Here is a 24,656-nt window from a genome sequence, read left to right as displayed (position 1 = left end):
TCGCACGGCCTCGGGTTGATAGTGTTCCCTCATGCGACCGAGGGGGTGGCGATGCTGCCGGATCTGACGCAGTACCTGTGGATCGCCTGGCTCGTGCTCGCGCTGCTGTTCGTGGTCATCGAGGTGCTCACGCTCGAGTTCACGTTCCTCATGCTCGCGGCCGGAACCCTCATCGGGGGGCTCGGCGTCAACCTGCTCGGCGGGCCCTGGTGGCTGCAGATCGCCCTCGCGGCGGCGCTGTCCGCGCTGCTGCTCTTCACGATCAGGCCGCTGCTGCTCAGACTCCTCCATCGCGGCGCCGATCCGGCGCGCACGAACGTCGACGCCCTGTACGGAATGGGCGCACGCGTCGTCGCACCCTTCGTCGACGGCTTCGGCTCGGTACGACTGGACAACGGCGAGACCTGGACCGCGAAGCTCCCCGACGACGCGTCGGCCCCCCTGGCCGTCGGCTCGCGGGCGGTCGTGCTCGCCGTCCTCGGCGCGACCGTCGAGGTCGGCCCTGCGGCATCCCCCTCCCCTATCGAAAGGAACCCCGATGGTTGACCCCGGAGCGTTCATCGGGCAGATCTTCGTGATCGTCCTGCTCGTCGTCCTGGTGATCTTCGTGATCGTGGTGGTCTTCCGCTCGATCCGCATCGTGCCGCAGGCCTACGCGGGCGTCGTCGAACGCCTCGGTCGGTATCAGCGCACCCTGCAGCCGGGCCTCAACCTGCTCGTCCCGTTCGTGGATCGGCTCCGCCCGCTCGTCGACATGCGCGAGCAGGTCGTGTCGTTCCCGCCGCAGCCGGTCATCACCGAGGACAACCTCGTCGTCTCGATCGACACCGTCGTGTACTTCCAGGTGAACGATGCGCGCGCGGCGACCTACGAGATCGCCAACTACCTGAGCGCCGTCGAACAGCTCACGACGACCACGCTGCGCAACGTCGTCGGCGGGTTGAACCTCGAAGAGGCCCTCACGAGCCGCGACAACATCAACGGGCAGCTGCGCGTCGTCCTCGACGAGGCGACCGGCAAATGGGGCCTGCGCGTCAACCGCGTCGAGCTCAAGGCGATCGACCCGCCGCACTCGATCCAGGACTCGATGGAGAAGCAGATGCGCGCCGAGCGCGAGCGTCGCGCCACGATCCTCACGGCCGAAGGATCGAAGCAGTCGCAGATCCTCGAGGCCGAAGGTCGGCGTCAGGCCGAGATCCTCAGCGCCGAGGGCGACAAGCAGGCCGCTGTCCTGCGCGCCCAGGGTGAGGCCGAAGCCATCGAGATGGTCTTCGACGCGATCCACGCCGGCGCGCCCGACGAGAAGCTCCTGGCCTACCAGTACCTCCAGACGCTGCCCAAGATCGCCGAGAGCTCGTCGAGCAAGCTCTGGATCATCCCCAGCGAGCTCACCGAGGCGCTCAAGGGCATCGGCAACGCCTTCGGCGGACGAGCGGATGCTGCGACACCGCGGCCGCGCACGACCCGGTCGACGACGTCGAGCGCGAGCGATGCGGCATCGGCCGCCGTCGCCGCCGCACGCGAGGCCGCCTCGGCGGCCGACGACATCGCCTCGGAAGCCCGATCCCCCGAGATGCCCACCCGCCGGCCGGCGGACGAGTGACGTGACGGCGAGCCGGCACCCGTTCTTCGCCGGTGTGCGGCCCCGCGTGCTGGCGCATCGCGGGCTCTTGACGCCCGAGAGCGCCGCCCTGGGTGTCGCCGAGAACTCCTTCGCTGCCGTCGCCGCCGCCCATGCGGCCGGCGTCGACATCGTCGAATCGGACTGCCACGTCACTCGCGACGGCGTCGTCGTGCTGTTCCACGACGACGACCTGCTTCGGGTGACGGGCGACCCGCGCAAGATCGCGGACGTCACATCGATCGAGCTCGAGACGATCATGTCCGAGCGCGGCGGACTCGTCACGCTCGCGCAGGCGCTGGACGCCTTCCCCACCGTCAGGTTCAACCTCGATGTCAAGGCCGAAGCCGCCGCCGAACCGATGGGCGCGGCGATAGCCCCGCATGCCGACCGTGTGCTCGTGGCGAGCTTCTCAGACGCCCGTCGCCGGCGCGTGCTCGCCGCGATCGCCGCTGCCGGAGGCGACACCACGCCGGCGACCTCTGCCGGCCGCGAGACGATCACACGGGTCGTGGCAGGGGTGCGCCTGCGCGCGCGCGCCGTCGTCTCGCGCAGCCTGCGCGGCATCGACGCCCTGCAGGTGCCGGAGCAGCACGGGCGCGTGCGCATCGTGACGCCCCGCTTCATCGAGGCCGCGCACCGGCTCGGTGTGGAGGTGCACGTATGGACCGTGAACGACCCCGACGCGATGATCCGCCTGGTCGATCTGGGCGTCGATGGCATCGTCACCGACCGCGCCGACATCGCTCTGGACGTCCTCGCCTGAGCGTCTCTGAGGCACCCGCTGAGCATCCACTGTGAAAGGCTCCCCGAAGGCCTCCGTTCGGATGATCCACCCAGGTCAGGACGTTAGACCTGATATCCGTCGAGAGGACCACACACAATGGCAGATCGCAGCCTGCGCGGCATTCGCCTCGGCGCCCAGAGCCTACAGAGCGAAGAGGGCGTCGTCTTTCATGAGCGCGCACAGCACGCCTACGCGTGCTCGTCGTGCGAGCGTGACACCGTCATGACCTTCGCGGTCGACGCCGAAGTGCCGGATGCCTGGGAATGCCGCCACTGCGGCGCCGAGGCTCTCCGTCGAATCGGCGACACGACCGCCACGGTCGACCGTTCGGGAGAGAAGGTTCCCCGTTCGCACTGGGACATGCTCCTCGAACGACGCACCATCCCCGAACTCGAGGAGCTCCTCGAAGAGCGTCTCGCCTTCATCCGCGCCCGTCGTGGTGCGAGTGAGACGAAGATCAGCGCCTGATCGAATCAGACCTGTGCGACGCCGGCCCCTCCTCGGGCCGGCGTCGTCGCTGTTGAGCGGCGTGACACGAGGTTCGCGACGCCGAGCGCGATGAGCGCCACGAGCCCGCCCCAGCCGACGACCAGCTGCACCCAGCCGCCCACGACGACGGCGGGCGTGAAGCCCGTCCGCAGCGGCACGTCGGTCACCATGTGCCCTGCCTCGCCCGCCGGCAGGCCGTCGATCGTCGAGCCGTCCGGCGCGATGACCTGACTCGTTCCGACCGTGGAGAGGTTCACGACGGCGCGCCCCGTCTCGATCGCCCGCATACGCGCGAACGCGAGCTGCTGCAGGTTCTCGTCGGTGTCGCGGAAGTCCGCGTTGTTCGTCTGGAACATGTACACCTCGGCGCCCTCGCGCGCGCCCCGCCAGATGACGTCGTCGTAGATGACGTCGAAGCAGATCGCCAGCCCGACGCCGATCCCATCGAGATCGAAGAAGGGTGCGTTCGAGCCCGGCGTGTACTCGCGCTGGATCAGCCCGATGAGATCGGGCGCGATGGCCTCGAAGAACCACCGGTCGGGTACGTACTCCCCCATCGGCACCGGGTTGGCCTTGTCGTGCAGCTGCACGGCGCGCTCGCCCCGCACCCACAGCATCGACGTGTTGAACGTGTCGTCACCGCGCTGCGTCGCGGCGTTCACGATGAGCGGCGCGTCGACCTGCGCGGCAAGGCGGTCGAGCACCGAGGCGGTCGTCGTGTTCGCGAGCGGATCCGAGTCGATCCCGCCCTCGGGCCACAGCAGCACGTCGATGTCCTCCCCGAAGAGCGGAGCGGATGCCGCGAGCTGAGCGTTCAGCACCGCGTTGCGGGGGCGCTCGTCGAAGTATCCCGACGGGCCGTTGCCCTGCACGGCGCCGACCCTCAGGTCGCCCGCAGCCGCCGTGGGAAAGGCGGGGACGGCGACGAGCAGCACGGCCAGGGCCGCGGACGGGATCACCGTGCGCACGTCGCGGAAGCGCCGCAGCCGGACCCACTCGATCACGGCCGCCGTGAAGAAGACCATGAGGAACGTGAGGCCGGCCACGCCGACCCACGACGTGATGTGCGCGAGCGGGCTCTCGGACTGGCTCATCCCGATGCGCCCCCACGGGAATCCCGTGTACGGCCAGGAACCCATGAACAGTTCGCGCCCCGTCCACAGCGCGCCGACGAGCGCGGGAAGCCCGATGAGGCGCCACCAGCGCCCGGGAAGGGCCCGCGGCATCCATCGGTAGGCCAGCGCGATCGGGATCGACCCGACCCCCATGAAGAGCGTCTCGATGCCCGAGAGGGCGAACCACGGGACGACGCCCAGGTAGCGCGTGATCCACATGATGTGGATCAGATAGAACGACGCGCCGAACACGAGACCGACCAGCAGCGCACTCCAAGCGCCGCGGCCGATGAGCGCGACGAGCGACAGACCCACGCCGACGAACGCGAGCGGCCACCAGCCGACCGACGGGAAGGCGAGATCGAGGATGGCGCCACCCGCGGCGGACACGATGATCGCGGCCCACAGGGGCAGCAGCGGGCGGGTGCGGGGCGTCGGCGGCATTCGAACGCTCACACCGACGAGTACGCCACGATGCCGCGCCGTACGCCGTCGAGGGCTTTGCGCGCCGTGCGGGCGAGCTTCGCGTCGGCCACGAGCGAGAGCTGGTCGAGCAGGTCGATCGTCTGCTTGGCCCAGCGCACGAAGTCTCCCGCCGCCATGTCCGCCTGATCGAGGACACGCTCCAGCGGCAGCCCGTTCGCCCACGAAGCCATCGCGCGGGCAAGGCTCGCAGCGATCGGCTCGGATCCCGGCAACTCGTGCGCGCGCTCGAGATCGTCCAGACGCTGCCACAGCGTCAGCGTGTCGGCGAAAGCCTGGCGGAAGGGACCGCGGGGCAGGTCGTGCTCCCCCGCCATCGCATCGTCGCGGCGCGGCTCGTACACGATCGAGCACGCGAGCGCCGCCAGCGCGGCGGCATCCAATTCTTCCCAGATGCCCTGGCGCAGCGACTCGGCCACGAGCAGGTCGCGCTCGCCGTAGATGCGCCGCATGGTACGGCCCGCGCCCGTGAGCGTCGTCGAGCCGTCGTCCTCGATCCGCACGTAGTCGAGCTCGCTGAGCACGTCGACGACGCGGTCGAAGACACGGGCGACGGCCCCCGTGCGCGTCTCGATCTGGCGACGCAGTTTGCCGACGGTGCGCTTGAGCTTCCAATACCGCTCCGCCCAGCGCGCATGGTCCTCTCGCTCGGGACACGAGTGGCACGCGTGCCGCTGCATGCGTGTGCGCAGGGTCGAGATCTGGCGCTGGCGCTTGTCGCGCGTCGCCCGCGAGGCCGTGGCGTCCTTGCGGTTGAGCTTCTCGAGGTCGCTCAGCTCGCGACGGATGCCGGAATATTCGGCGAAGTCGCCGCGATCGCACGTCATCGACTTCTCGTAGCCGGCGAGCGACTGCTCCTGCTCGCGCACCTGGCGGGCGAGCCCCACGACGGCGCGGTCGGCCTGGAACTGCGCGAAGGACGACTCGAGGATCTGCCGTGCGCGGGCGCGCCCGAACTGATCGATCAGGTTGACGGCCATGTTGTAGGTGGGGCGGAAGCTCGAGTTGAGCGGATACGTCCGTCGCGAGGCGAGGGCGGCGACGGCCTGCGGATCCAGACCCTCGGTCCACTGCACGACGGCGTGCCCCTCGACGTCGATTCCGCGACGCCCCGCGCGACCGGTCAGCTGCGTGTACTCGCCCGACGTGATGGCGACGCGTGCTTCGCCGTTGAACTTCTCGAGCTTCTCGAGCACGACGGTGCGGGCGGGCATGTTGATCCCGAGCGCGAGCGTCTCGGTCGCGAAGACGACCTTGACGAGCTTGCGCTGGAACAGCTCCTCGACGACTTCCTTGAACGCCGGGAGCAGACCGGCATGGTGGGATGCCACGCCTCGCTCGAGATTGTCGAGCCACTGCCAGTACCCCAGCACCTCGAGGTCCTCGTCGAGGAGCGTGCGCGTGCGTTCTTCGACGATCGCACGGATCTCGAGACGCTCCTCGTGCGAGGTCAGCCGCACGCCGCCGCGACGCACCTGCTGCACGGCGGCGTCGCAGCCCGCCCTGCTGAAGATGAAGAAGATCGCGGGCAGAAGATTCGCCCGGCCCAGCAGCTCGACCGCCTCGGGGCGGTCGATCCGCTCGACGCGCTGCGCGTCCCGCGGGCGTGGCTGACGCCGCTGGCCTCGGCGACGGTCGGTGAACGCCGGGCCCTTCGCAGACCGGATGCGCAGCAGCTCCTGGTTGACCTGCGCCGTCGCGATCCCGGCCCGATCGTCGAAGAGGGGCAGCAGGTCACCGCGCACGAGAACGTGCTGCTCGAGCGGCACGGGGCGCGTCTCGGAGACGATGACCTCGGTGTCCCCGCGCACCGTGTCGAGCCAGTCGCCGAACTCCTCGGCGTTGGACACGGTCGCCGACAGCGACACGAGCCGCACGGCGGGCGGCAGGTGGATGATGACTTCTTCCCACACCGCCCCGCGGAAGCGATCGGCGAGGTAGTGCACTTCGTCCATCACGACGAAGCGCAGGCCCCGCAGAGCGGGCGAGTCGGCATACAGCATGTTGCGCAGCACTTCGGTCGTCATGACGACGACGCGCGCATTGCCGTTGATGTTGGTGTCGCCCGTGAGCAACCCCACCTCGTCGGCGCCGTAGACCTCTTGCAGTTCCCGGAACTTCTGGTTCGACAGGGCCTTCATGGGCGTCGTATAGAACGCCTTGTCGCCCGGCTCGCGCATCGCCAGGTGCACGGCGAACTCGCCGACGATCGTCTTGCCCGCCCCCGTGGGTGCGGCGACGAGAACGCTGCGCCCGGCCTCGAGTGCCTCGCATCCCGCGATCTGGAACGGATCCAGCTCGAAGCGCTGCGCCTGCGCGAACGCCGCCGTCACGGGACTGTGACGCTCGCGTGAAGACCGTTCGCGCGCCCGCGCATAGCGCTCGGCGGGACCGACGTCGCTCATGGTTGTGCCTCCGGATCGAGCAGCGTGGCGTTGCGCTTGGCATTGCGCCGATCGAACAGCATGGACAGCCCCGCAGCGGCGAAGAAGAGCAGGATCAGGATGCCGGCGAGCAAGAGCGTCGTGACGACGTCGGCGGGCGGCGTGGCGATGGCGGCGAAGGTGACCGCGATGAGCACCGCGACACGCCATCCCCTCAGGATCGCCCTGCCCGACATGACCCCGGCGACGTTCAGCGCGACGAGGAAGATCGGCAGGACGAAGGCCACACCGACGAACACGAGCAGCTTGAAGACGAAGTCGTAGTAGTAGATGGCGTCGTAGAAGGCCGCAGCCCCCTCGGGCACGAACTCGGCCATCAGCTTCACGATGTTGGGCATGACATACAGGCCCGTCGCGCATCCGGCGAAGAAGAGCGGCACGGCCGCGCACACGAAGCACACCGTGTAGATGATCTCCTTGCGGCGAAGCCCCGGCATGATGAAGGCCCAGATCTGCCAGAGCCAGATCGGTGCGGACAGCAGGATGCCGATCGCGAAGGCCATCCGGAGCTTGAGGTCGAATCCCGAAGTGACGGTGCTGTACATCAGCTCGACGCGCGACGCGTCACCGCGCGACTCCGCGACGATGCGGATGGGTTCGGTGATGACGTGAAGCACCGGATCGGTGATCAGGAACGCGACCACCATCGCAACCACGAGCGCCGCGGCGCAGATGATGAGGCGGTTCTTCAGTTCGACGAGATGGCCGCCCAGGGACATCCGCCGGTCACGGCGCGAAGGTCTGCGTCCGCGTGCGTGCGGTTGCTCAGCCGTCACCACGGACGACTACTGCTTGGGGTTGGATGCCCCACCCGAATTCGAGGAGTTCTCGGTCGGTGATGCAGGTACAGAGTGGGACGGATCGGCGACGGAGCTGGTCGTCGCGGAGTCCGTCGCCTTGTCGTCCTCTTTCATGGCCTTCATCTCGCCCTTGAACACGCGAGCCGACTGGCCCATGCTCTTGGCGAGCGCCGGGAGCTTGGCCGCGCCGAAGAGCAGAAGGATCACGGCCAGGATGAGGAGCCACTGCCAGCCTTGGATTCCCATGAGTGTCCTTCTTCCAGGATGTCGTCGCCCCAGTGTAACCCCGCCGACTTTATGCGACGCCCGTGACGGGCGAGTTGCGCGGGTGGTGTCACCGGTAGAGCGCGAGTGCGGCCGCGGCCCAATCCGCCGCCGCACGGCGGGCCGCTTCGGGCTCGACGACCTCGACGGCGCCGCCGCGACGTGTGACGAGCCGGCGCACGCTCACCTCGTCGGCGACACGCATCGTCGCCAGCGTCACGCCGTCGGTCGTCTTCAGCGTCGCACGGGCGAGGTAGTCGCCCACGAGGGGGGCGACGTCCTGCGCGAAGCGCAGGGTCACGACATCACGGCCTTCGCCCTCTTCGAACCAGTCCGGCACCCGGTCCTCGCCGTGGGTCGTGGCGATGTCGGTGAGTTCGGGGTCGCTGACGCGGTCGAGGTGGAACGTGCGCATGCCCTCGCGCAGGTGACACCAGCCCTGCAGGTACCACTGTCCGTCCGCGATGACGACCTTGACAGGATCGACCGTACGGGTCGTGGGCGCGGCATCCGGAGCCTTGTACGTGAACGACACCGCGACGCGCCGCTGCAGCGCCGCCGCGACGACGTCGCGCACGGCATCGACGGGGCCCGGGGCGACGATGACGTCGGCGGGCGCCGCCGACGCGCCGCGGGCGAGCTTGGCGAGCAGGGCCGAGAACAGCTCGGTGTCGCCGACGCCGGGGATCGTGCGCGCCAGCTGCAGCCCGGCCAGCAGCGCGGCCGCCTCACGGGCGGTGAGCCGGGGCGCGCGCTCGAGACCGACGGCGTTCGTGATCGAGATGACGCCGTGCCGGTCGAGCAGATCCCAGTCGATGTCGAACAGATCGTTCGCCATCTGCCAATATCCGCCGTCGCCGGGCAGCCCGATGACGGTGAGCTTCTCGACCATGCCACGCATCTGCTCGGGGTCGACGTCGAACTCCTCGGCGGCCTCGGCGACGGAGACCTCGCCCTTGCCGACGAGATACGGCACGAGCTGCAGCAGGAGGGCGGCGCGGTCGGTCGCGACGAGCGGCTTACGGTGCGTCATCGGTCGGCTCCGTGCAGGGCGGCGGCGGCCTCGAGCCGCGCGATGACGTGCTCGCGCAGATCGTGCGGCTCGACGACACGCACTTCGGGGCCGTACGAGGCCAGTTCGTCGGCGAAGAAGTGGACGTCGACGAACGACACGCGGATGCCCTGTTCGGCCGGCGTCGCGCGCCGACCCAGCCGCAGGGCCGCTTCGGTTCCCGGAGTGACCTCGAGCAGCGCGACGTTGCGCGCCGCGACGTCGTTGAGGCCGGTCAGTGCGCGCTCGCCGGCCCGCTCACGCGATGTCGCATCGAAGGACTCCCTTGTCAGCTCGACATCGCCCACGATGCGCGAGAGCAGGAACGTGCGCTCGGCCGCGGCATCCGTGTCGATGCCGTACACATGCCAGCGCGCCTCGTACTCGACGAGCGCGAGCGGCTGCATGCGACGTCGGCGCGCGGTCTTCTCGCCCGGCTTGAGATAGGAGAAGCGCACGACGCGCGCCTGCTCGATCGCCCGCTGCAGGGCGGTGAAGCTCGGCTCGCGCACGCTGATGCGCGGAGAGAACCCGATGATCGGCTCGTCCACGGGGATCCCGAGTGCCCGGATCTTGCGCAGACCGCTGCGCGCATCGGCCGACAGCGAGCTCTCGCTCCACACACCGCCCGCGAGGGTCAGGAGCGCGACTTCGGCGGGTGTGAAGACGATGTCCTCCGGAAGTTCGTATTCCGCCGTGGGCACGCGATACCGGGCTTCGCGCAGGTCATCGGGATCCGCCCAGTCGCCGATCGTCTCGATCGGGATGCCGAGACCGCGCAGGTTCTCCTTGTCGCGCTCGAACATCTTCTCGAGCGCGTCCTTGGAGGCACCGGCATCCGCCTGCTCCCGGTACCCCGCGACGGAGCGCAGGATCGTGTCCTTCGTCAGCCCCTGCTCGGTCGCCATCAGCGCCACGACGAGATTGACCAGCCGCTCTTCGGGCGGACTCTTGGCAGGGGCGTTCGCGGGCACCTCCTCATCTTAGGGTCGGTGCCGCGGTCGGGGCCGGAGCCGTGGCTACTGCGTCGGTGCGTCGTCGAGCCCGAGGATGTCGACGACGAACACGAGCGTCGAGTTCGCCGGGACGGCGCCCTGCGCCTCGTTTCCGAAGCCCTCCGACGGCGGAACGACGACGAGCACCTGGGAGCCGACCGTCTCGCCCTCGAGCGCCTCATCGAGCGCCGGCAGGAACGAGCCGAGCGTGATGGACGGCGGTTCGCTCTCCCACGTCGACTGGAATTCCTCGCGGGTCTCCCAGACGGTGCCCGTGAGATGGATGCGCACGGGCTGCTCCCCCGTCACGACGGGACCGGTGCCGCGCTTGATCGTCTGCACCACGACCTCGGTCGGGGGCGCCGCGTCCGGGATCGTGACACCGGGACGCCCGTTGGTCGCACGCACGACGCTCGGAAGACCGAAGCCGGACTGGAAGACATCGGCGCCGTCGGCCTTGGCGCGGTACACGGTGCGTACGTCGATGACGGCGACGGCCGAGTCGTCAGGGCCGATGCCGATCGAGGTGGCGGAACCCTCTTCGATGTCACCGGGTGCGAGTGCGACGACGGTGCGGGTGCCTTCGGTCGCGCAGTGCAGGATCTCGGGCAGCGCGGGGATCGCACCCTGCAGCACCGTGAGCGGAATCGGGTTGTAGGCCTGCTCGAGAGCGGGCTCGCCCGTGCGGCCGTTCACGATCGTGAGGTTGAGCCCCACGAGCTGACCGTCGTTCTCGACCGCCATGCCCTCGCCCGTCACGACGTCGCGCACGGCGATGTCGGTCGCACGGAACTGCGGGTACACCGAGATCTCGGCGGCGGTGTCGATGTCGGTCGAGACCGTCACCGCGTCGAGGACGGCACGGTCCAGGTCAGGACGCTCGCATGCCGCGCTCGAGGGCGCTGTGCACCCGACGAGGCCGACGGCGGCGAGGCCGAGAACCGAGACGGCCGCGGGGATCAGTGGGAATCTGCGCACCTGGACATCCTAAGTGGAAGACGTGGTCTCGCCGGGCGCGCGCCCTTCTGCGGCGATGCGCGCGCCGTCGGCGGCCTTCTGCGCCTCGCGCACGCGCTTGCGCAGATTCTTGTCGGAGATCTGGCGGTCCCCCACCGCTCCGGGAGTCCACAGCTCGACGTCCTCGTCGCCGTAGCTCGACTTCGACGCACGACGTTTGACCTCGGGCAGGACTGCTCCGGGGGCCAGTCGTCGCGCCCAGATCAGGAAGCCGGTGTGCGCGACCATGCGATGATCGGGCCGCACAGCCAGTCCCTCGACGTGCCAGCCGCGCACCATCGTCTCGTTCGCGTCGGGCTCGGTGAACAGTCCCGTGCCGCGGATGTACTCCGCGACGCGACTCAACTGGGTCGCCGTCGCGACATAGCAGAGCACGACGCCGCCGGGGGTCAGCGCCTCGGCGACGACGTCGATGCACTCCCACGGGGCGAGCATGTCGAGCACGACGCGATCGACGGAGCCCTGGGCGACCGCGGCGGGCAAGGACGCCACCAGGTCGCCCACGACGACCTGCCAGTTCTCGGGCGTTCCGCCGAGGAATGTGCTGACGTTGGCCGTGGCGACCTCGGCGAACTCCTCGCGGCGCTCGAACGACACGACGCGTCCCGTCGCGCCGACCGCACGCAGCAGCGACAGCGACAGCGCACCCGACCCGACACCCGCTTCGACGACGACGGATCCGGGGAAGACGTCGGCCTGCGTGACGATCTGCGCGGCATCCTTCGGGTAGACGATCGCGGCGCCGCGCGGCATCGACATGACGAAGTCGCGCAGCAGAGGACGCAGGGCGAGGTATTCGTGCCCGGCGCTGTTGGCCACGACCGAACCGTCCGGCAGCCCGACGAGCGCGCTGTGCGGCAGCACTCCGTGGTGGGTGTGCAGCTCGCCGTCCTCGCGCAGCGTGATCGTGTGCAGACGCCCCTTGGGACCGGTCAGCTGAACGCGGTCGCCGAGCCGGAAGGGCCCGCGGGGTTGCTCGGTCACGGGGCGTCTCCGCTCGTGCGACGCGACATGTGGACGGCCGAGACGTCGGCGGTCGTGCGCCCCTCGAGCGTCGGCCAGATCGCGTGGGCGCCGACCCCCTCGAGAGACACCATGAGCGGCACGCCGATCGACGTGGCGCCCGACGCGACAGCCGAGCGCATCCCGTTCGGGGAGTCTTCGATCGCGGCGGTCTGCTCGGGGGCGACCCCGAGCGCCTCGCATGCCTGCAGGTAGGGGTCGGGGAAGGGCTTCGGTCGTGTGGCGTCGTCTCCGGCGACGACGACGTCGAACATGTCGTCGCCGATGAGGTCGGCGATCGCGCTCGCCATGCGGCGCATCGACATCGTGACGAGCCCGGTCTTGATTCCGGCGGCGCGCAGATCGCGCAGCAGCTCGCGTGCGCCGGGCCGGAACGGCACGCCCTCGGCGGCGATGGTGCTCATGACCGTGTCGGTCAGGTGGTCGACGATGTCCTCGACGCTCATGCGTACGCCGGCGTCCTGCAGGATGCGCGCAGCATCGGCGAGCCCCAGTCCCACCAGGCTCAGCGCCTGCTCCGGCGTCCACTCACCGCTGAAGCGGCCCACGAGCGCGGCCTCGGCCGCCATCCAGTGCGACTCGGTGTCGACGAGGGTTCCGTCCATGTCCCACAGGACGGCGGCAAGAGGTGCAGAGGTCATCGTTCCATCGTATCCAGCGGCGTACCGGCTGCCGGGCGGCCGGGGCTGGCGCCTATCCTGGTAGAAGCCCGCGCCGCGGGCGGAGGAGGCCGTGTGTCCGGACTGGGTCGGAGAGTCGTCGTCGCTGCGTTCGACGGATGGAACGACGCCGGGGAGGCTGCCTCGTCGGCCATCGCCCATCTGCGTGCGGCGGACGAGTACGAACCCGTCTTCTCCGTCGACCCCGAACTGTACTTCGACTACCAGTACACGCGGCCGCACATCGAGGCCGACGGCGAGGGCCGGCGGTCGCTGCGCTGGCCCGAGACGACGCTCCTGCGGCCAACGCATGCGACGGGATCCACCGAGCTGTGGCTGCTCACGGGCGTCGAGCCCGCGCGGGCATGGCAGGCCTACGCCGGCGAACTCATCGATGTCGCTTTGCGAGAAGACGTCTCGGGGCTCGTCTGCCTCGGCTCGATGATGTCCGACGTGCCGCACACACGACCGATCTCGATCTTCGCGGGCAGCGAGAACGAGAGCCTGCGTGCGGCGCTCAAGCTCGAACGCAGCACGTACGAGGGCCCCGTCGGCATCATGAGCGTGCTCACCGACGCCGCCGACACCGCCGGCATCCCCTCTGCCGGCCTCTGGGCGAGCGTGCCGCACTACGTCGCGGGCCACACGCCCTCTCCCAAAGCGACTCTCGCGCTCCTCGAGCGGCTCGGCGAGCTCACGTCGGCCGAGATCTCGCCCGGTGAGCTGCCCGCGCAGGCTGCCGCGTGGGAGGCCTCGATCGATGCCGCCGCCGCGGACGACGACGAGATGACCGAGTACATCCGCCAACTCGAGCACACGCGCGACACATGGGACTCACCCGAGGCCTCGGGCGACGCGATCGCGCAGGAGTTCGAGAAGTACCTGCGCCGGGGGTCCGAGGGCCCCGGAAAGCCCGGGCGCGACGACCCGCGCCGTTAGCGGCGGACGATCACTGCGCCTGCAGCACCCCCGTGCTCAGCAGCACGAGGACGAGTGAGCCGAGCGCGACGCGGTAGATCACGAACGGCAGGAAGCTGCGCTTGGAGATCCAGCTCATGAAGAACGCGATGACGCCGAGCGCGACGACGAACGCGACACCGGTCGCGATGGCCGTCTCACCGAGCGTGAACACCGCCGGCTCGCCCCAGCTCTTGAACAGCTGATAGAAGCCGCTGCCGAAGACGGCCGGAATGGCCAGCAGGAAGGCGTAGCGTGCGGCCGCCGCGCGCTCATATCCCATGAACAGCCCCGCGGTGATCGTGCCCCCCGAGCGTGACACACCCGGGATGAGCGCGAGCGACTGCGCGAACCCGTAGACGACGCCGTCTCCCACCGTCAGCTGGCGGAGCTTGCGCTTCTTCGCCCCGACATGGTCGGCGATGCCCAGCAGCACACCGAAGAGGATCAGCATCGCCGCGACGAGCCACAGCGACCGGAACGTCGTCTCGATCTGGTCCTGGAACAGCAGCCCCAGCACGACGATCGGGATGCTGCCGATGATGATCAGCCAGCCCATCCGGGCGTCCGGATCGCTGTGCGGGATGCGCCCTGCCAGCGCCCTGCACCAATTGCCGATGATCCGCACGATGTCGTGCCAGAAGAACACGACGACCGCCGCCTCGGTGCCGATCTGCGTGATCGCCGTGAAGGCCGCGCCCGGGTCTTCCGCAGACGGCAGGAGCTCGCCGAGGATCCGCAGGTGGGCGCTGGACGAGATCGGGAGGAACTCGGTCAGTCCCTGGACGAGTCCGAGGATGATCGCCTCGAAAAGGTGCATTCGGGTCCTTCAGTAGGTGCGGAGCAGGTCGGTCAGCACGCGCTGCCCGAAGACGAGCGCGTCCAGCGGAACACGTTCGTCGACACCGTGGAACATGCCGGTGAAATCCAGATCGGCGGGCAGCCGCAGCGGCGCGAAGCCGTAGCCGGCGATGCCGAGCTTCGCGAGCGCCTTGTTGTCGGTTCCGGCGCCCAGCAGGTACGGGATCACCGGGACGCCCGGATCGTGGCGGCCGAGGGCGGCGACCATCGCGTCGACGAGCCCGCCCTCGAAGGACGCCTCGAGGCCGACGTCGCGCACGACGGTCTCGACGTCGATGTCGGCTCCGACGATGCGCTGGATCTCACTGAGGACGGCGTCCTCCTGCCCGGGAAGCGTGCGCACGTCGATGAGCGCTTCGGCCGTGTCGGGGATGACGTTGTGCTTGTATCCGGCAGTGAGTCCGGTCGGGTTCGCCGTCGTGCGGAACGTCGAGCGCAGAAAAGCGGATGCCGCGCCATACCGCTCGGCGACGGCATCGGGATCGGCGGGGTCGGCATCGGCGAGCATCGCCAGGTCGTCGACCATGCGGCGCGTCGTCGGCGTCATCGCGAGCGGCCATGACGTGCGCCCGAGGGCGGCGACCGCTTGGGCGAGCCGCGTCACGGCGTTGTCCGGGTGCACTCGACTGCCGTGCCCGGCACGCCCGTGAGCGCGGAGTCGGATCCAGCACAGCGCCTTCTCCCCCGTCTGCAGCAGGTAGGCGCGCTTGTCGCCTGTCGCGATGGAGTACCCGCCGACCTCGCTGATGGCCTCGGTCGCGCCCGCGAACCATTCCGGTCGGTCGCGCACGACGAGCGCGGATCCTTCCGCGCCCCCGGCTTCTTCGTCTGCGAAGAACGTCACGATGATGTCGCGCGCGGGCTGCTCCCCCGCGCGCAGGATGTCGCCGATCGAGGTGAGGATCATGGCGTCCATGTCCTTCATGTCGACCGCGCCGCGGCCCCACAGCATGCCGTCGCGGATCTCGCCGGCGAACGGATCGACGCTCCAGTCCTCGGCGATGGCCGGTACGACATCGAGGTGACCGTGCAGCACGAGTGCGGGACGAGACCGATCCCGCCCGGGCACGCGCGCGCACACGTTGGTCCGGCGCGGAACGGGCTCGAAGTACTGCGTCGTGAGACCGAGCCCCTCGAGGTATGACCCGGCGTATTCAGCCGCTTCACGCTCGCCCCGGGCGTTGCCTTCGCCGTGGTTGGTCGTGTCGATGCGGATGAGATCGCGTGCGACCGCGACGACCTCCGGCAGCGTCGTGTCGGGTGTGGGCATGCGGACTAACCTACCTGCCCGCTCGATTCGGTTTCGTCCGCCGGAACGTGCTAATGTCGACCCTCGGTTGCGAAACCGAAAACCACCTCGCGCGGGTGGCGGAATTGGTAGACGCGCTAGCTTGAGGTGCTAGTGCCCGTATAGGGCGTGGGGGTTCAAGTCCCCCCTCGCGCACAAAATGAAAAGGCCCCCGAAAGGGGGCCTTTTTGTTTTGTCCCCGCGGGTCGGTCGCGAACCCTCGTGAGGGGTGGGCCCCTGCCGCGGAGGCTCCGCGCGCCGCGCAGCGGCGTGTGGAGGGCGGTAGGGACAAGTCCCCCCTCGCGCACAAAATGAAAAGGCCCCCGAAAGGGGGCCTTTTCGTTCTGTCCCCGCGGGTCGGTCGCGAACCCTCGTGAGGGACAGGTCGCGCACACCGGGTTGCGGCCGGTCGGGAGGACCGCGATCATGGCAGCGAGCCGAGGAGTGATGCGCGCCGTGAGTGGGACCCGTCTTGCCGAGATCGTCGATACCCGAGGAATCACGCTCGTGGAAGACGTGCACGATGCCGATGAGTTCGCCGAGATCGCGACGCGCGTCACCCGCCCGCACACGATCCTGCCCCGCTCGCCCGACGCCCGTCTCGATGCGCGGCTGACCGCACTGCCCCTCGGGGACATCGCCGTCAGCCGAGTGACCTACGGCGCCGATGTCTCGGTCATCCCGGGCGACGACGAGCCCGACAGCTTCCTGTTCCCGCTCTCGATGGCGGGCACGGCGCGACTTCGCTACGGCAACGAGAGCGTACCGATCGCGTCGAGCGATACGACGGTCATCGCGCCGTACCGCGAGTTCCGTTCGGACATCGACGCCGATTACGAGCAGGTGCTCGTCGCGGTATCGCGCTCACGCATCGAGCGGGTCGCGGCATCCCTCCTGCTCGGTGACGTCGGCGATGTCCTCGATATGCCGCTGACGACCTTCGACCTGCCCGACGCCGTGCTGCGCATGTTGGAAGCACTCGCTCTCCTCGTCGACGAGACCGGACCGCTCGGCGATCCCGACCTGCGGAATCGACTGCAAGACGTCGCACTGGAGAGTCTGCTGCTGAGCGTCCCGTCCTTTCGCGAACGGCTGCCCGCCCGCGGCGACGTCCGTTCCGCGCGTGTCCGCGCCGCGATGGAGTACATGCTCGACCGCGTGAGCGAGCCCGTCTCGTTCGCCGCCGTCGCTGCGGCGGTCGGTGTGAGTCCGCGCGGACTGCAGCTCGCGTTCCGCAAGGCGGTCGGCACGACACCGTCGGCGTGGCTGCGCACGAAGCGCCTCGAACGGGCCCACCGAATGCTCACGGCGGCAGACCCGGCATCGACGACGGTGACCTCTATCGCGAATGCGTGCGGGTTCTTCCACCCCGGCGAGTTCGCCGGGCACTTCCGGGCGGCATACGGGATCGCCCCCTCGGCGCTGCTGGGACGCCCTGCTTCGTGTATCCGCTCCTGACGCATCGGTTCTCCGATGGCGGTCACCGCGCGTCCGCGCTGGAATGACGACGATGAGCATCCCCAAGGCCACCTTCTTCGTCGGTTCGTCCGCGTGCGCCCTCCTGGCGGGAACGGCGGCGAGCGTGGTGCGCGCCGCTCGGGACCTGACACTGCCGCAGATCGCGCTGGTGCACACGCGTCAGCGACAGCACGTACGAGATGCGAGCCGGCCCATCGTGTCGACGTTCCTCTTCTCGCAGACGGACCTGCCCCTCCCCGTGCCCGGCGACGATCCCGCCGTCGCGCTCGCCGTGCCGCGGGAACGTGTGGGACTGCACGTTCTCCCGACCCTGGTGCATCTGCCGATGACCCCGCTCGTGCGGGCTTCACGCTCGATGCTGCGCAGCCTGCAGCGCGACCTGGCAGCGCAGCGCGACCATCTCGAGCACGTGGAAGACGTGGCTCTGAGCCTCATCCGTGCCGTCGTGCTGCAGCACGCGAGCCGAAGCGACGAGGTCGACGACTCGTCGCTGACCGCCCAGCTCGAGGCGTTCATCGACGCCCACCACCGCGACCCGCTGCTGGATGTGGACGGCATCGCACAGAGACTGCACTTCAGCCGTCGCCAGCTCTACCGCTTCGCGCGCGGAGACGGCGTCGCCGCCATGCTCGCCGAGCGCCGCCTCGCCACGGCGTGCGACCTGCTGCGCGAACAGTCCGACCTGTCGATCACCGAGGTCGCGCTCATGTCCGGCTTCACGAGCGCATCCCGTCTGCGCGTGCACGTCATGCGCCGCTTCGGGGTGACACCCACGGAGTACCGCGACGGAGCAGAGTGCGCGGCACGAGACAGCGACCTCAGCCGAGCGTGACGCCGAAGGCCAGACCGAGCGCGTAAGTGACAGCGGCCGCACCGAACCCGATCGCCAGCTGGCGCAGAGCACGCCGCCACGGCGGCGCGCCCGACAGCAGCCCCACCGTGGCGCCCGTGCACAGCAGCGCCGCACCGACGAGGACGAGCGCGGTGACCACGGCCGCGAGCCCGGACAGCCCGAAGAGCCACGGCAGCACGGGGATGATCGCTCCCGACGCGAAGAACAGGAAGCTCGACAGCGCGGCACTCCACGCGTTTCCGACGACGTCGTGGGCGCGGGCCCGCTCGGGTCGAACGGGCGCCTCGTCGCCGGCCTGGGCGGCGGCCACGGCGCGCCGGGCACGGTCGAGGGCCTCGATCTCGGGCATCCCCCGCGTGCGGTACACCAGCGCCAGTTCGTTCGCGTCGAGGTCGAGGTCCAGCAGCGCGGCGGCCGTATATTCGCTGGGTTCGGTGGCGTCGAGCAGCTCACGCTGCGAGCGCACCGACACGAACTCGCCCGCCGCCATCGACAGGGCACCCGCGAGCAGGCCGGCGATGCCGGAGAACAGCACGAACCGCGAATCCACTCCCGTCGCGCCGATGCCGAGCACGAGGGCGAGGTTCGAGACGAGTCCGTCGTTCGCGCCGAACACCGCCGCGCGGAACGTGCCGGACAGACGGCGGCGCCCGCGCGCGGCGAGCCCCCGCACGACCTCGTGGTGGATGCGCTCATCCGCCGCCATGCGAGGTGTCGCGAACGGCTCGTCGTCGTACGGCGAGCGCGCTTCGGCGTTCTGGGCGAGGGCGAGCACGAAGATCCACCCGAACCGCTTCGCCATCCAGCCCAGCACGAGCGTGCGCGTCTCGGGCCGGGGCGCATGGACGGGCTCGCCCCCGAGCAGGTGCAGCCAGTGCGCCTCGTGCCGCCCTTCGGCCTCGGCGAGCGCCAGCAGGATGTCGCGCTCTTCACCATCGCGGCGCGTCGCGAGCTGACGGTAGACCTGGGCCTCGGCGCGCTCGTTCACGAGGTACCGCGCCCACCGGCGTCGGTCGCGGGCGGTCGGTTCAGCGGGCGCGGTCAATCGAGGCCTCCGGGCAGGGTGACGGATGCCTCCACGCTAGCGACGCCGTGACGACGACGAGGGGGCGAGAGCGCGGATTACCAGCATTTCGGACCCCCGAACGCCGCTCACGACCGCACGCGGGCGCGCAGCAGGTCGATGCGGGCCTGCAGTTGCGCAACGGTCGCCTGTGCGACGCTCGGGCCTCCGCACACGCGGCGCAGCTCGGCGTGCACGGCACCGTGCGGCTCGCCGGATTGCCGCGCATACAGCCCCACGAGGCTGTTCAGCAGCTGGCGCTGCTCCTTCAGCGTGCGATGCAGGGCCGCCGGCGGGACATCGGGCGCGGGATCGTCGGGCGCCGGCTGCTGCGATTCGCGCACCCGACGGTGGCGGCTCTGACGTGCCTGACGCTGCACGAGCAGCTCGTGCACGTGCTCGGGCTCGAGCAGGCCGGGCAGCCCCAGGAACTCCTCTTCTTCGGGAGTGCCGGGCACAGCGAGCTGGCCGAACTCCTTGCCGTCGTAGAGCACGCGGTCGAAGTGGGCGAGGGATCCGAGCGCCTGGTAAGTGAACTCGTACGTCAGGGCATCCGAAGCCCTGTCGCCCTGCTCGGCGGCGTCGAGCAGGTCGTCATCGAGCGCCCACTCGTCATCCTCGCTCTCGCGGTCGAGGGCGTGGTCGCGTTCGACCTCCATGGCGTTGGCGAGGGCGAGCAGCTGCGGAACGTTCGGCAGGAAGACACTCGCCGTCTCGCCGCGGCGCCGCGCGCGGACGAAGCGACCGATCGCCTGCGCGAAGAACAGCGGCGTCGAGGCGCTGGTGGCGTACACGCCGACCGCCAGTCGCGGCACGTCGACGCCCTCCGACACCATGCGGACGGCGACCATCCAGCGCCGGGTGTTGTTCGCGAACTGCTCGATGCGTGCCGACGCGCCCTCCTCGTCGGACAGCACGACGGTCGTCGGCTCACCCGTGAGCCGGTCGAGGATCTCGGCATAGGCCCGTGCGGCGGTCTGATCCGTCGCGATCACGAGGCCACCGGCATCCGGAACCTGCTCGCGCACTTCGCTCAGGCGCCGGTCCGCCGAGCGCAGTACGGCGGGGATCCACTCCCCCTCGGGATCGAGCGCCGTGCGCCACGCCTGCGCCGTGACGTCCTTCGTGTTGTCCTGCCCGAGCTGCGCCTCCATCTCGTCGCCCGTCTTGGTGCGCCAGCGCATCTGGCCGGCGTAGACGAGGAAGAGCACGGGCCGCACGACGCCGTCTTCGAGCGCACGACGGTACCCGTAGTTGTAATCGGTGCGCGAGACGCGGATGCCCTTGTCGTCGGGGTGGTATTCGACGAACGGGATCGGTGCGGTGTCGCTGCGAAACGGGGTCCCCGACAGCAGCAGTCGCCGTGTCGCGCGGCCGTACGCCTCGCGCAGCGCGTCGCCCCAGCTGAGCGCGTCACCGCCGTGGTGGACCTCGTCGAGGATCACCAGCGTGCGCCGGTCATGGATGAGCCGTTCGTGCACCGACGATTTGACGGCGACCTGCGCGTAGGTGACCGCGACGCCGTGGAACTGCCGCGACGGCAGACCATGGCGGTTGCTGAAGTGCGGATCGAGGCGGATCGAGACGCGAGCCGCGGCATCCGCCCACTGGGTCTTGAGGTGCTCGGTCGGCGCGACGACGACGATGCGCTCCACGATGCCACGGCGCAGCAGCTCGCTCGCGAGCCGCAGGGCGAAGGTCGTCTTGCCGGCGCCGGGGGTCGCGGCGGCGAGGAAGTCCCGCGGACCGCCGCCGGGACCGTCAGGTCCGTCGAGACCGAAGTACAGGTCGAGCGCCTCTGCCTGCCAGGCCCGAAGTCGCTGAGCCGTACCCCACGGGGCACGCTGCGGATACGCGGGCGACAGCTGCTCGGCGGCGAAGCTGCCGAAGTGCTCGGGCACGTCGGTCGTCACCGGTTCGGCAGCGGCGATCGCGTCGTCCACTGGCTCCCCTTTCCGCGACGGCCGTCCCACAGCCGCGGACAGCACGATTGACCACCCTAATCCGTGCCGCCGACATGATCGGCGCGCGCGCTACGCTCGAAAGCGGCCGCGACCTGAGGAGGAGCGCATGTCGATCACCGATGCACACCGCAGCCCCTACGTCGCCAATGTCGAAAAGCACCCGTGGCGACGCTACGTCGCGATCGGCGACTCGTTCACCGAGGGGATCGGCGATCCGATCCCCGGCACCGATCAGCACCGCGGCTGGGCCGATCGCGTCGCCGAGGTCCTCGGCTCGCAGGTCGAAGATCTGGCGTATGCGAACCTCGCCGTGCGAGGAAAGCTGATCCGGCAGATCGTCGATGACCAGATCGAACCGGCGATCGCCCTCAAGCCCGACCTCGTCACGTTCTCCGCGGGCGGGAACGACGTCATCCGTCCCGGCTCGGATCCGGACGCGGTCGCCGAGCTGTTCGAGGACGCCGTCGTGCGGCTGTCGAGCGGCGGCGCGACCCTGGTCGTGTTCACCGGGATCGACACGAACTTCACGCCCGTGTTCCGTGGCATCCGTGGCAAGGTCGCGATCTACAACGAGAACATCCGCGCGATCGCCGACCGGCACGACTGCATCGTCGCCGACCAATGGGCGTTGAAGGAAGTGCAGGACATGCGCTTCTTCGACGACGACCGGCTGCACTACAACCCGCTCGGACACCACGAAGTCGCCCGCATGGTGCTGCGGTCGCTCAACGTGCCGAACGATCTGCAGCCGATGCAGCCCGATCCCCTGCCGGGGCGCACGTGGCGCGCCGCACGCGCACACGACCTCGTGTGGGCGCGGGAGTATCTCGTGCCCTGGGTGCTGCGGCGTCTGCGGCATCAGTCATCCGGCGATCACGTCACCGCCAAGCGCCCCGAACCGCTGCCGGTCGTCACGCTCGCGCCGGAGGCGGATGCCGCCGAGCCGCGCGGCGATCAGGTCTGAGTCCGCAGTTCCCACAGCGCGACGGCACTGGCCGCCGCGACGTTGAGCGAATCGACCCCACCGGCCATCGGGATCATCACGCGGGAGTCGGATGCCGCGAGGGCGCGGCGCGAGAGCCCGTCGCCCTCGGAGCCGAGCATCAGCGCGACGCGGTCATGGCCCGCGGCGGCGAACGCATCCAACGGCACGGCGTCGTCGTCGAGCGCGAGCGCCGCGAGGTGGAAGCCGCGGTCGTGCAGCTCACGCTGCGCGTCGGACCACTCCGGCAGGCGCGTCCACGGCACCTGGAAGACCGTGCCCATGCTCACCCGCACGCTGCGCCGATACAGCGGGTCGGCGCACCGCGGGCTGATGAGGACGGCGTCGGCGCCCAGCCCGGCCGCCGCGCGGAAGATGGCACCGACGTTCGTGTGGTCGACGATGTCCTCGAGCACGACGACCAGCTGAGCACCGTCGACGACCTCGCCGAGCGGCGGGAGGGGCGGACGGTGCATGGCCGCGAGGGCGCCGCGATGCACGGCGTAGCCGGTGAGGCTCTCGGCGACCTCGGACGTGACGATGTAGAGCGGCACGCCCGGATGCTCGGCGAGCAGTGCCCGCGCAGCATCCGCCCACTTGTCCTGCACCAGGACGGACCGCGGCATGTGGCCGGCGGCGAGGGCGCGGGCGATGACCTTGGCCGACTCGGCGATGTAGAGCCCGCCCTCGGGCTCGAGCACGCGCCGCAGCGCGATGTCGGTCAGATCCCGGTAGTCCGCCAGCCGCGGGTCGTCCGCCGTCTCGATCTCGATCCCCACCCCTCCACTATCCCAGCCCCACTGACCGCGAGACTGCAACGGCAGGGCGAGACCGTGGGTGAACCCCGCAGTCTCGGCGCCCCGTTGCAGTCTCGCGGTCAAGGGAGCGACCTAGACTGCGAGGGCGGGAGGTGCGGATGACGGAGCCGGATGACATCGCGCGGGCGGTCGAGGTCCTCGCGGGGCGCCGGATCGCGGTGCTCACGGGCGCCGGCGTCTCGACCGACTCGGGCATCCCCGACTACCGCGGATCGGGCGCCCCCGTGCGCACGCCGATGACGGTCGATCGCTTCCTCGGCGACGAGGCCGACCGCCGGCGGTACTGGGTCGGCAGCCACCTGGGCTGGCGCGCCTTCGCCGCGGTGCAGCCGAACCCCGGGCACCGCGCCATCAGCCGCCTCGAGGAGCGCGCCCTGGCCACCGGCGTCGTGACGCAGAACGTCGACGGGCTGCACGTGCGCGCCGGCAGCCGCCGTGTCGTCGAGCTGCACGGCACGATGCGCCGCGTGCTGTGCACGCACTGCGGCCAGATCTTCGACCGCCGCGACCTCGCCGCCCGCGTCGAGGCCGACAACCCCTGGATCGCCCTGCCCGACGCCGTCGCCCTCGGACCCGACGGAGACGTGCTCCCCGAGAGCACCGAGGGCTTCCGGGTGCCGGCGTGCAGCGCGTGCGGCGGCATGCTCAAGCCCGACGTCGTCTTCTTCGGCGAGTTCGTCCCGCGCGAGAAGTTCCGCCACGCCGAGCAGCTCGTGCGCACGAGCGACGCCCTGCTCGTGGCCGGCTCCTCGCTCACCGTGAACAGCGGCATCCGCCTCATCGAACGCGCCCGCCGCCAGCACCTGCCGATCGTCATCGTCAACCGCGGCGAGACGCGGGCCGACGGACGCGCGACCGTCAAGATCGACGGCAGCGCGAGCAGCGTGCTCGAGGCCCTCGCCGCCGGGCTCCCCGACCGTTGAGCGCGGTTAGGCTCGAAGGGTGACGACCCTCATCCTGATGCGCCACGGCGAGACCGACTGGAATCGCGCGCGACGCATCCAGGGCAGCACCGACATCCCGCTCAACGACACCGGACGCCAGCAGGCTCGGGATGCCGCGCAGTCGGTGCGCGAGCAGCTCGACGGCTCCCCCGTCGTGGTCGTCTCGAGCGACCTCTCCCGCGCGCGGGAGACCGCCGAGATCGTGGCCGAGGGGCTCGGGGTCGAGCTGTCGCACGCGTACCCCGAGCTGCGGGAGCGGGCCTACGGCGAGGCCGAGGGCCTCGAGACGACCGAGTTCTTCGCGCGGTGGGGAGACTGGTACACCGCCGAGGTCCCGGGCGCCGAATCGCGCGCGGATCTGCGCCTGCGTGCCGTGCTCGGTCTGCGCAGAGCCGTGCGGCGGGCGCGCCGCGAGACGGCTCCCGCCTCGCCCGCCCTCGTCGTCGTCGCGCACGGCGCGCTCATCCGCGAGGTCATCATGCACGCGACGGCCGGCGAGATGCCGCCCGCGGGCGAACGTCTCGCGAACGGCGCGAGCTTCTCGTTCCTGCTCGAGCGCGAGCGGCTGAGCCTGCGCTCGTACGCCGGCTCACCGCTCGTCTGACGCGCCGAAGCCTCCTGCAGGACCGAGGGCGCGAACCGCGCCGCACGGGCCACTCCCGTCACACCTGATCCTGCATACGGCGCGGGAAAGCCGAC

The 24,656-nt window shown here is 70.1% G+C and carries 24 protein-coding genes and 1 tRNA gene; 11 read left to right on the top strand and 14 right to left on the bottom strand.

Features of this window, described 5'->3' with window-relative positions:
- Positions 1 to 51 precede the first annotated feature (51 nt).
- The 4 genes from ACWICD_RS07810 (at position 52) to ACWICD_RS07795 (ending at position 2,876) form a co-directional block, all read left to right on the top strand.
- Positions 52 to 546, top strand: a complete 495-nt coding sequence (locus tag ACWICD_RS07810) for an NfeD family protein (RefSeq protein ID WP_454139845.1) — start codon at positions 52 to 54, stop codon at positions 544 to 546.
- Positions 539 to 1,603, top strand: coding sequence for an SPFH domain-containing protein (locus ACWICD_RS07805; RefSeq protein ID WP_376126106.1), 1,065 nt, complete (start codon positions 539 to 541; stop codon positions 1,601 to 1,603). The genes ACWICD_RS07810 and ACWICD_RS07805 overlap by 8 nt, the downstream gene beginning before the upstream one ends.
- A gap of 1 nt (position 1,604) precedes the next feature.
- Entirely contained in the window at positions 1,605 to 2,387 is a 783-nt protein-coding gene (locus tag ACWICD_RS07800) for a glycerophosphodiester phosphodiesterase family protein (RefSeq protein ID WP_454139844.1), read from the top strand.
- A 117-nt stretch (positions 2,388 to 2,504) separates the two neighbouring features.
- Positions 2,505 to 2,876, top strand: a complete 372-nt coding sequence (locus ACWICD_RS07795) for an RNA polymerase-binding protein RbpA (protein ID WP_454139843.1) — start codon at positions 2,505 to 2,507, stop codon at positions 2,874 to 2,876.
- A gap of 5 nt (positions 2,877 to 2,881) precedes the next feature.
- Here ACWICD_RS07795 and lnt read toward each other — a convergent pair whose 3' ends face one another.
- From lnt to ACWICD_RS07750, 9 genes are all read right to left on the bottom strand, one after another.
- On the bottom strand, positions 2,882 to 4,456 hold the full coding sequence (lnt, locus tag ACWICD_RS07790) for an apolipoprotein N-acyltransferase (protein ID WP_454139842.1): 1,575 nt from the start codon (positions 4,454 to 4,456) through the stop codon (positions 2,882 to 2,884).
- Positions 4,457 to 4,464: 8 nt separating this feature from the next.
- Positions 4,465 to 6,900, bottom strand: coding sequence for a DEAD/DEAH box helicase (locus ACWICD_RS07785; RefSeq protein ID WP_376126512.1), 2,436 nt, complete (start codon positions 6,898 to 6,900; stop codon positions 4,465 to 4,467).
- Positions 6,897 to 7,658 carry a twin-arginine translocase subunit TatC gene (gene tatC / locus ACWICD_RS07780; protein WP_454139841.1) on the bottom strand — a complete coding sequence of 254 codons (762 nt, stop codon included), beginning with the start codon at positions 7,656 to 7,658 and terminating at the stop codon, positions 6,897 to 6,899. The genes ACWICD_RS07785 and tatC overlap by 4 nt, the downstream gene beginning before the upstream one ends.
- Positions 7,659 to 7,724: 66 nt before the next feature.
- The gene (gene tatA, locus ACWICD_RS07775; RefSeq protein ID WP_376126507.1) at positions 7,725 to 7,985 is read right to left on the bottom strand and encodes a Sec-independent protein translocase subunit TatA; all 261 of its coding nucleotides are present in this window, start codon (positions 7,983 to 7,985) and stop codon (positions 7,725 to 7,727) included.
- An 88-nt stretch (positions 7,986 to 8,073) separates the two neighbouring features.
- On the bottom strand, positions 8,074 to 9,036 hold the full coding sequence (locus ACWICD_RS07770; protein ID WP_454139840.1) for a helix-turn-helix transcriptional regulator: 963 nt from the start codon (positions 9,034 to 9,036) through the stop codon (positions 8,074 to 8,076).
- On the bottom strand, positions 9,033 to 10,028 hold the full coding sequence (locus ACWICD_RS07765; protein ID WP_376126501.1) for a helix-turn-helix transcriptional regulator: 996 nt from the start codon (positions 10,026 to 10,028) through the stop codon (positions 9,033 to 9,035). Before ACWICD_RS07765 ends, ACWICD_RS07770 begins: the two co-directional genes overlap by 4 nt.
- A gap of 45 nt (positions 10,029 to 10,073) precedes the next feature.
- On the bottom strand, positions 10,074 to 11,027 hold the full coding sequence (locus tag ACWICD_RS07760) for an FKBP-type peptidyl-prolyl cis-trans isomerase (RefSeq protein WP_376126498.1): 954 nt from the start codon (positions 11,025 to 11,027) through the stop codon (positions 10,074 to 10,076).
- A 9-nt stretch (positions 11,028 to 11,036) separates the two neighbouring features.
- Positions 11,037 to 12,050 (bottom strand): tRNA (adenine-N1)-methyltransferase, encoded by a 1,014-nt coding sequence (locus tag ACWICD_RS07755; protein ID WP_376126495.1) that lies wholly within the window; start codon positions 12,048 to 12,050, stop codon positions 11,037 to 11,039.
- Positions 12,047 to 12,730, bottom strand: coding sequence for an HAD family hydrolase (locus ACWICD_RS07750; RefSeq protein WP_454139839.1), 684 nt, complete (start codon positions 12,728 to 12,730; stop codon positions 12,047 to 12,049). Before ACWICD_RS07750 ends, ACWICD_RS07755 begins: the two co-directional genes overlap by 4 nt.
- 93 nt (positions 12,731 to 12,823) lie before the next feature.
- Here ACWICD_RS07750 and ACWICD_RS07745 point away from each other — a divergent pair, with 93 nt between their 5' ends.
- Complete coding sequence (locus ACWICD_RS07745; protein WP_454139838.1) at positions 12,824 to 13,687, top strand: PAC2 family protein; 864 nt, start codon at positions 12,824 to 12,826, stop codon at positions 13,685 to 13,687.
- 10 nt (positions 13,688 to 13,697) lie between these two features.
- On the opposite strand, the gene ACWICD_RS07740 is transcribed toward ACWICD_RS07745, so the two are convergent.
- Both ACWICD_RS07740 and ACWICD_RS07735 read right to left on the bottom strand, forming a co-directional pair.
- Positions 13,698 to 14,525, bottom strand: coding sequence for an undecaprenyl-diphosphate phosphatase (locus tag ACWICD_RS07740; RefSeq protein WP_376126486.1), 828 nt, complete (start codon positions 14,523 to 14,525; stop codon positions 13,698 to 13,700).
- Positions 14,526 to 14,534: 9 nt separating this feature from the next.
- Entirely contained in the window at positions 14,535 to 15,836 is a 1,302-nt protein-coding gene (locus ACWICD_RS07735) for a M20/M25/M40 family metallo-hydrolase (RefSeq protein WP_454139837.1), read from the bottom strand.
- 89 nt (positions 15,837 to 15,925) lie between these two features.
- Here ACWICD_RS07735 and ACWICD_RS07730 point away from each other — a divergent pair.
- The 3 genes from ACWICD_RS07730 to ACWICD_RS07720 all read left to right on the top strand — a co-directional run bounded on the left by ACWICD_RS07730 (position 15,926) and on the right by ACWICD_RS07720 (position 18,165).
- Positions 15,926 to 16,010 (top strand) — tRNA-Leu (locus tag ACWICD_RS07730).
- Between the two features lie 270 nt (positions 16,011 to 16,280).
- Positions 16,281 to 17,312, top strand: a complete 1,032-nt coding sequence (locus tag ACWICD_RS07725) for a helix-turn-helix domain-containing protein (RefSeq protein ID WP_454139836.1) — start codon at positions 16,281 to 16,283, stop codon at positions 17,310 to 17,312.
- Between the two features lie 52 nt (positions 17,313 to 17,364).
- Positions 17,365 to 18,165 carry a helix-turn-helix domain-containing protein gene (locus tag ACWICD_RS07720; protein ID WP_454139835.1) on the top strand — a complete coding sequence of 267 codons (801 nt, stop codon included), beginning with the start codon at positions 17,365 to 17,367 and terminating at the stop codon, positions 18,163 to 18,165.
- Here the strand turns inward: ACWICD_RS07720 and ACWICD_RS07715 are convergent.
- Both ACWICD_RS07715 and ACWICD_RS07710 read right to left on the bottom strand, forming a co-directional pair.
- Positions 18,152 to 19,231 (bottom strand): VIT1/CCC1 transporter family protein, encoded by a 1,080-nt coding sequence (locus tag ACWICD_RS07715; RefSeq protein ID WP_376126474.1) that lies wholly within the window; start codon positions 19,229 to 19,231, stop codon positions 18,152 to 18,154. The two genes, ACWICD_RS07720 and ACWICD_RS07715, sit on opposite strands and share 14 nt — an antisense overlap.
- A gap of 107 nt (positions 19,232 to 19,338) precedes the next feature.
- Entirely contained in the window at positions 19,339 to 21,192 is a 1,854-nt protein-coding gene (locus ACWICD_RS07710; protein ID WP_454139834.1) for a DEAD/DEAH box helicase, read from the bottom strand.
- Positions 21,193 to 21,319: 127 nt separating this feature from the next.
- Between ACWICD_RS07710 and ACWICD_RS07705 the strand changes: the two genes are divergently transcribed.
- Complete coding sequence (locus ACWICD_RS07705) at positions 21,320 to 22,177, top strand: SGNH/GDSL hydrolase family protein (protein ID WP_454139833.1); 858 nt, start codon at positions 21,320 to 21,322, stop codon at positions 22,175 to 22,177.
- On the opposite strand, the gene ACWICD_RS07700 is transcribed toward ACWICD_RS07705, so the two are convergent.
- Positions 22,168 to 22,974: a TrmH family RNA methyltransferase gene (locus ACWICD_RS07700; protein WP_454139902.1), complete on the bottom strand. Its 807-nt coding sequence runs from the start codon at positions 22,972 to 22,974 to the stop codon at positions 22,168 to 22,170. The two genes, ACWICD_RS07705 and ACWICD_RS07700, sit on opposite strands and share 10 nt — an antisense overlap.
- A gap of 137 nt (positions 22,975 to 23,111) precedes the next feature.
- Between ACWICD_RS07700 and ACWICD_RS07695 the strand changes: the two genes are divergently transcribed.
- Entirely contained in the window at positions 23,112 to 23,936 is an 825-nt protein-coding gene (locus tag ACWICD_RS07695) for a Sir2 family NAD-dependent protein deacetylase (RefSeq protein WP_454139832.1), read from the top strand.
- A gap of 19 nt (positions 23,937 to 23,955) precedes the next feature.
- Positions 23,956 to 24,561 (top strand): histidine phosphatase family protein, encoded by a 606-nt coding sequence (locus ACWICD_RS07690; RefSeq protein WP_454139831.1) that lies wholly within the window; start codon positions 23,956 to 23,958, stop codon positions 24,559 to 24,561.
- The last annotated feature ends 95 nt before the right edge of the window (positions 24,562 to 24,656 follow it).

The organism is Microbacterium sp. NPDC055357, from assembly GCF_053644835.1.
This window is presented reverse-complemented; position numbering and strand designations above follow the sequence as displayed.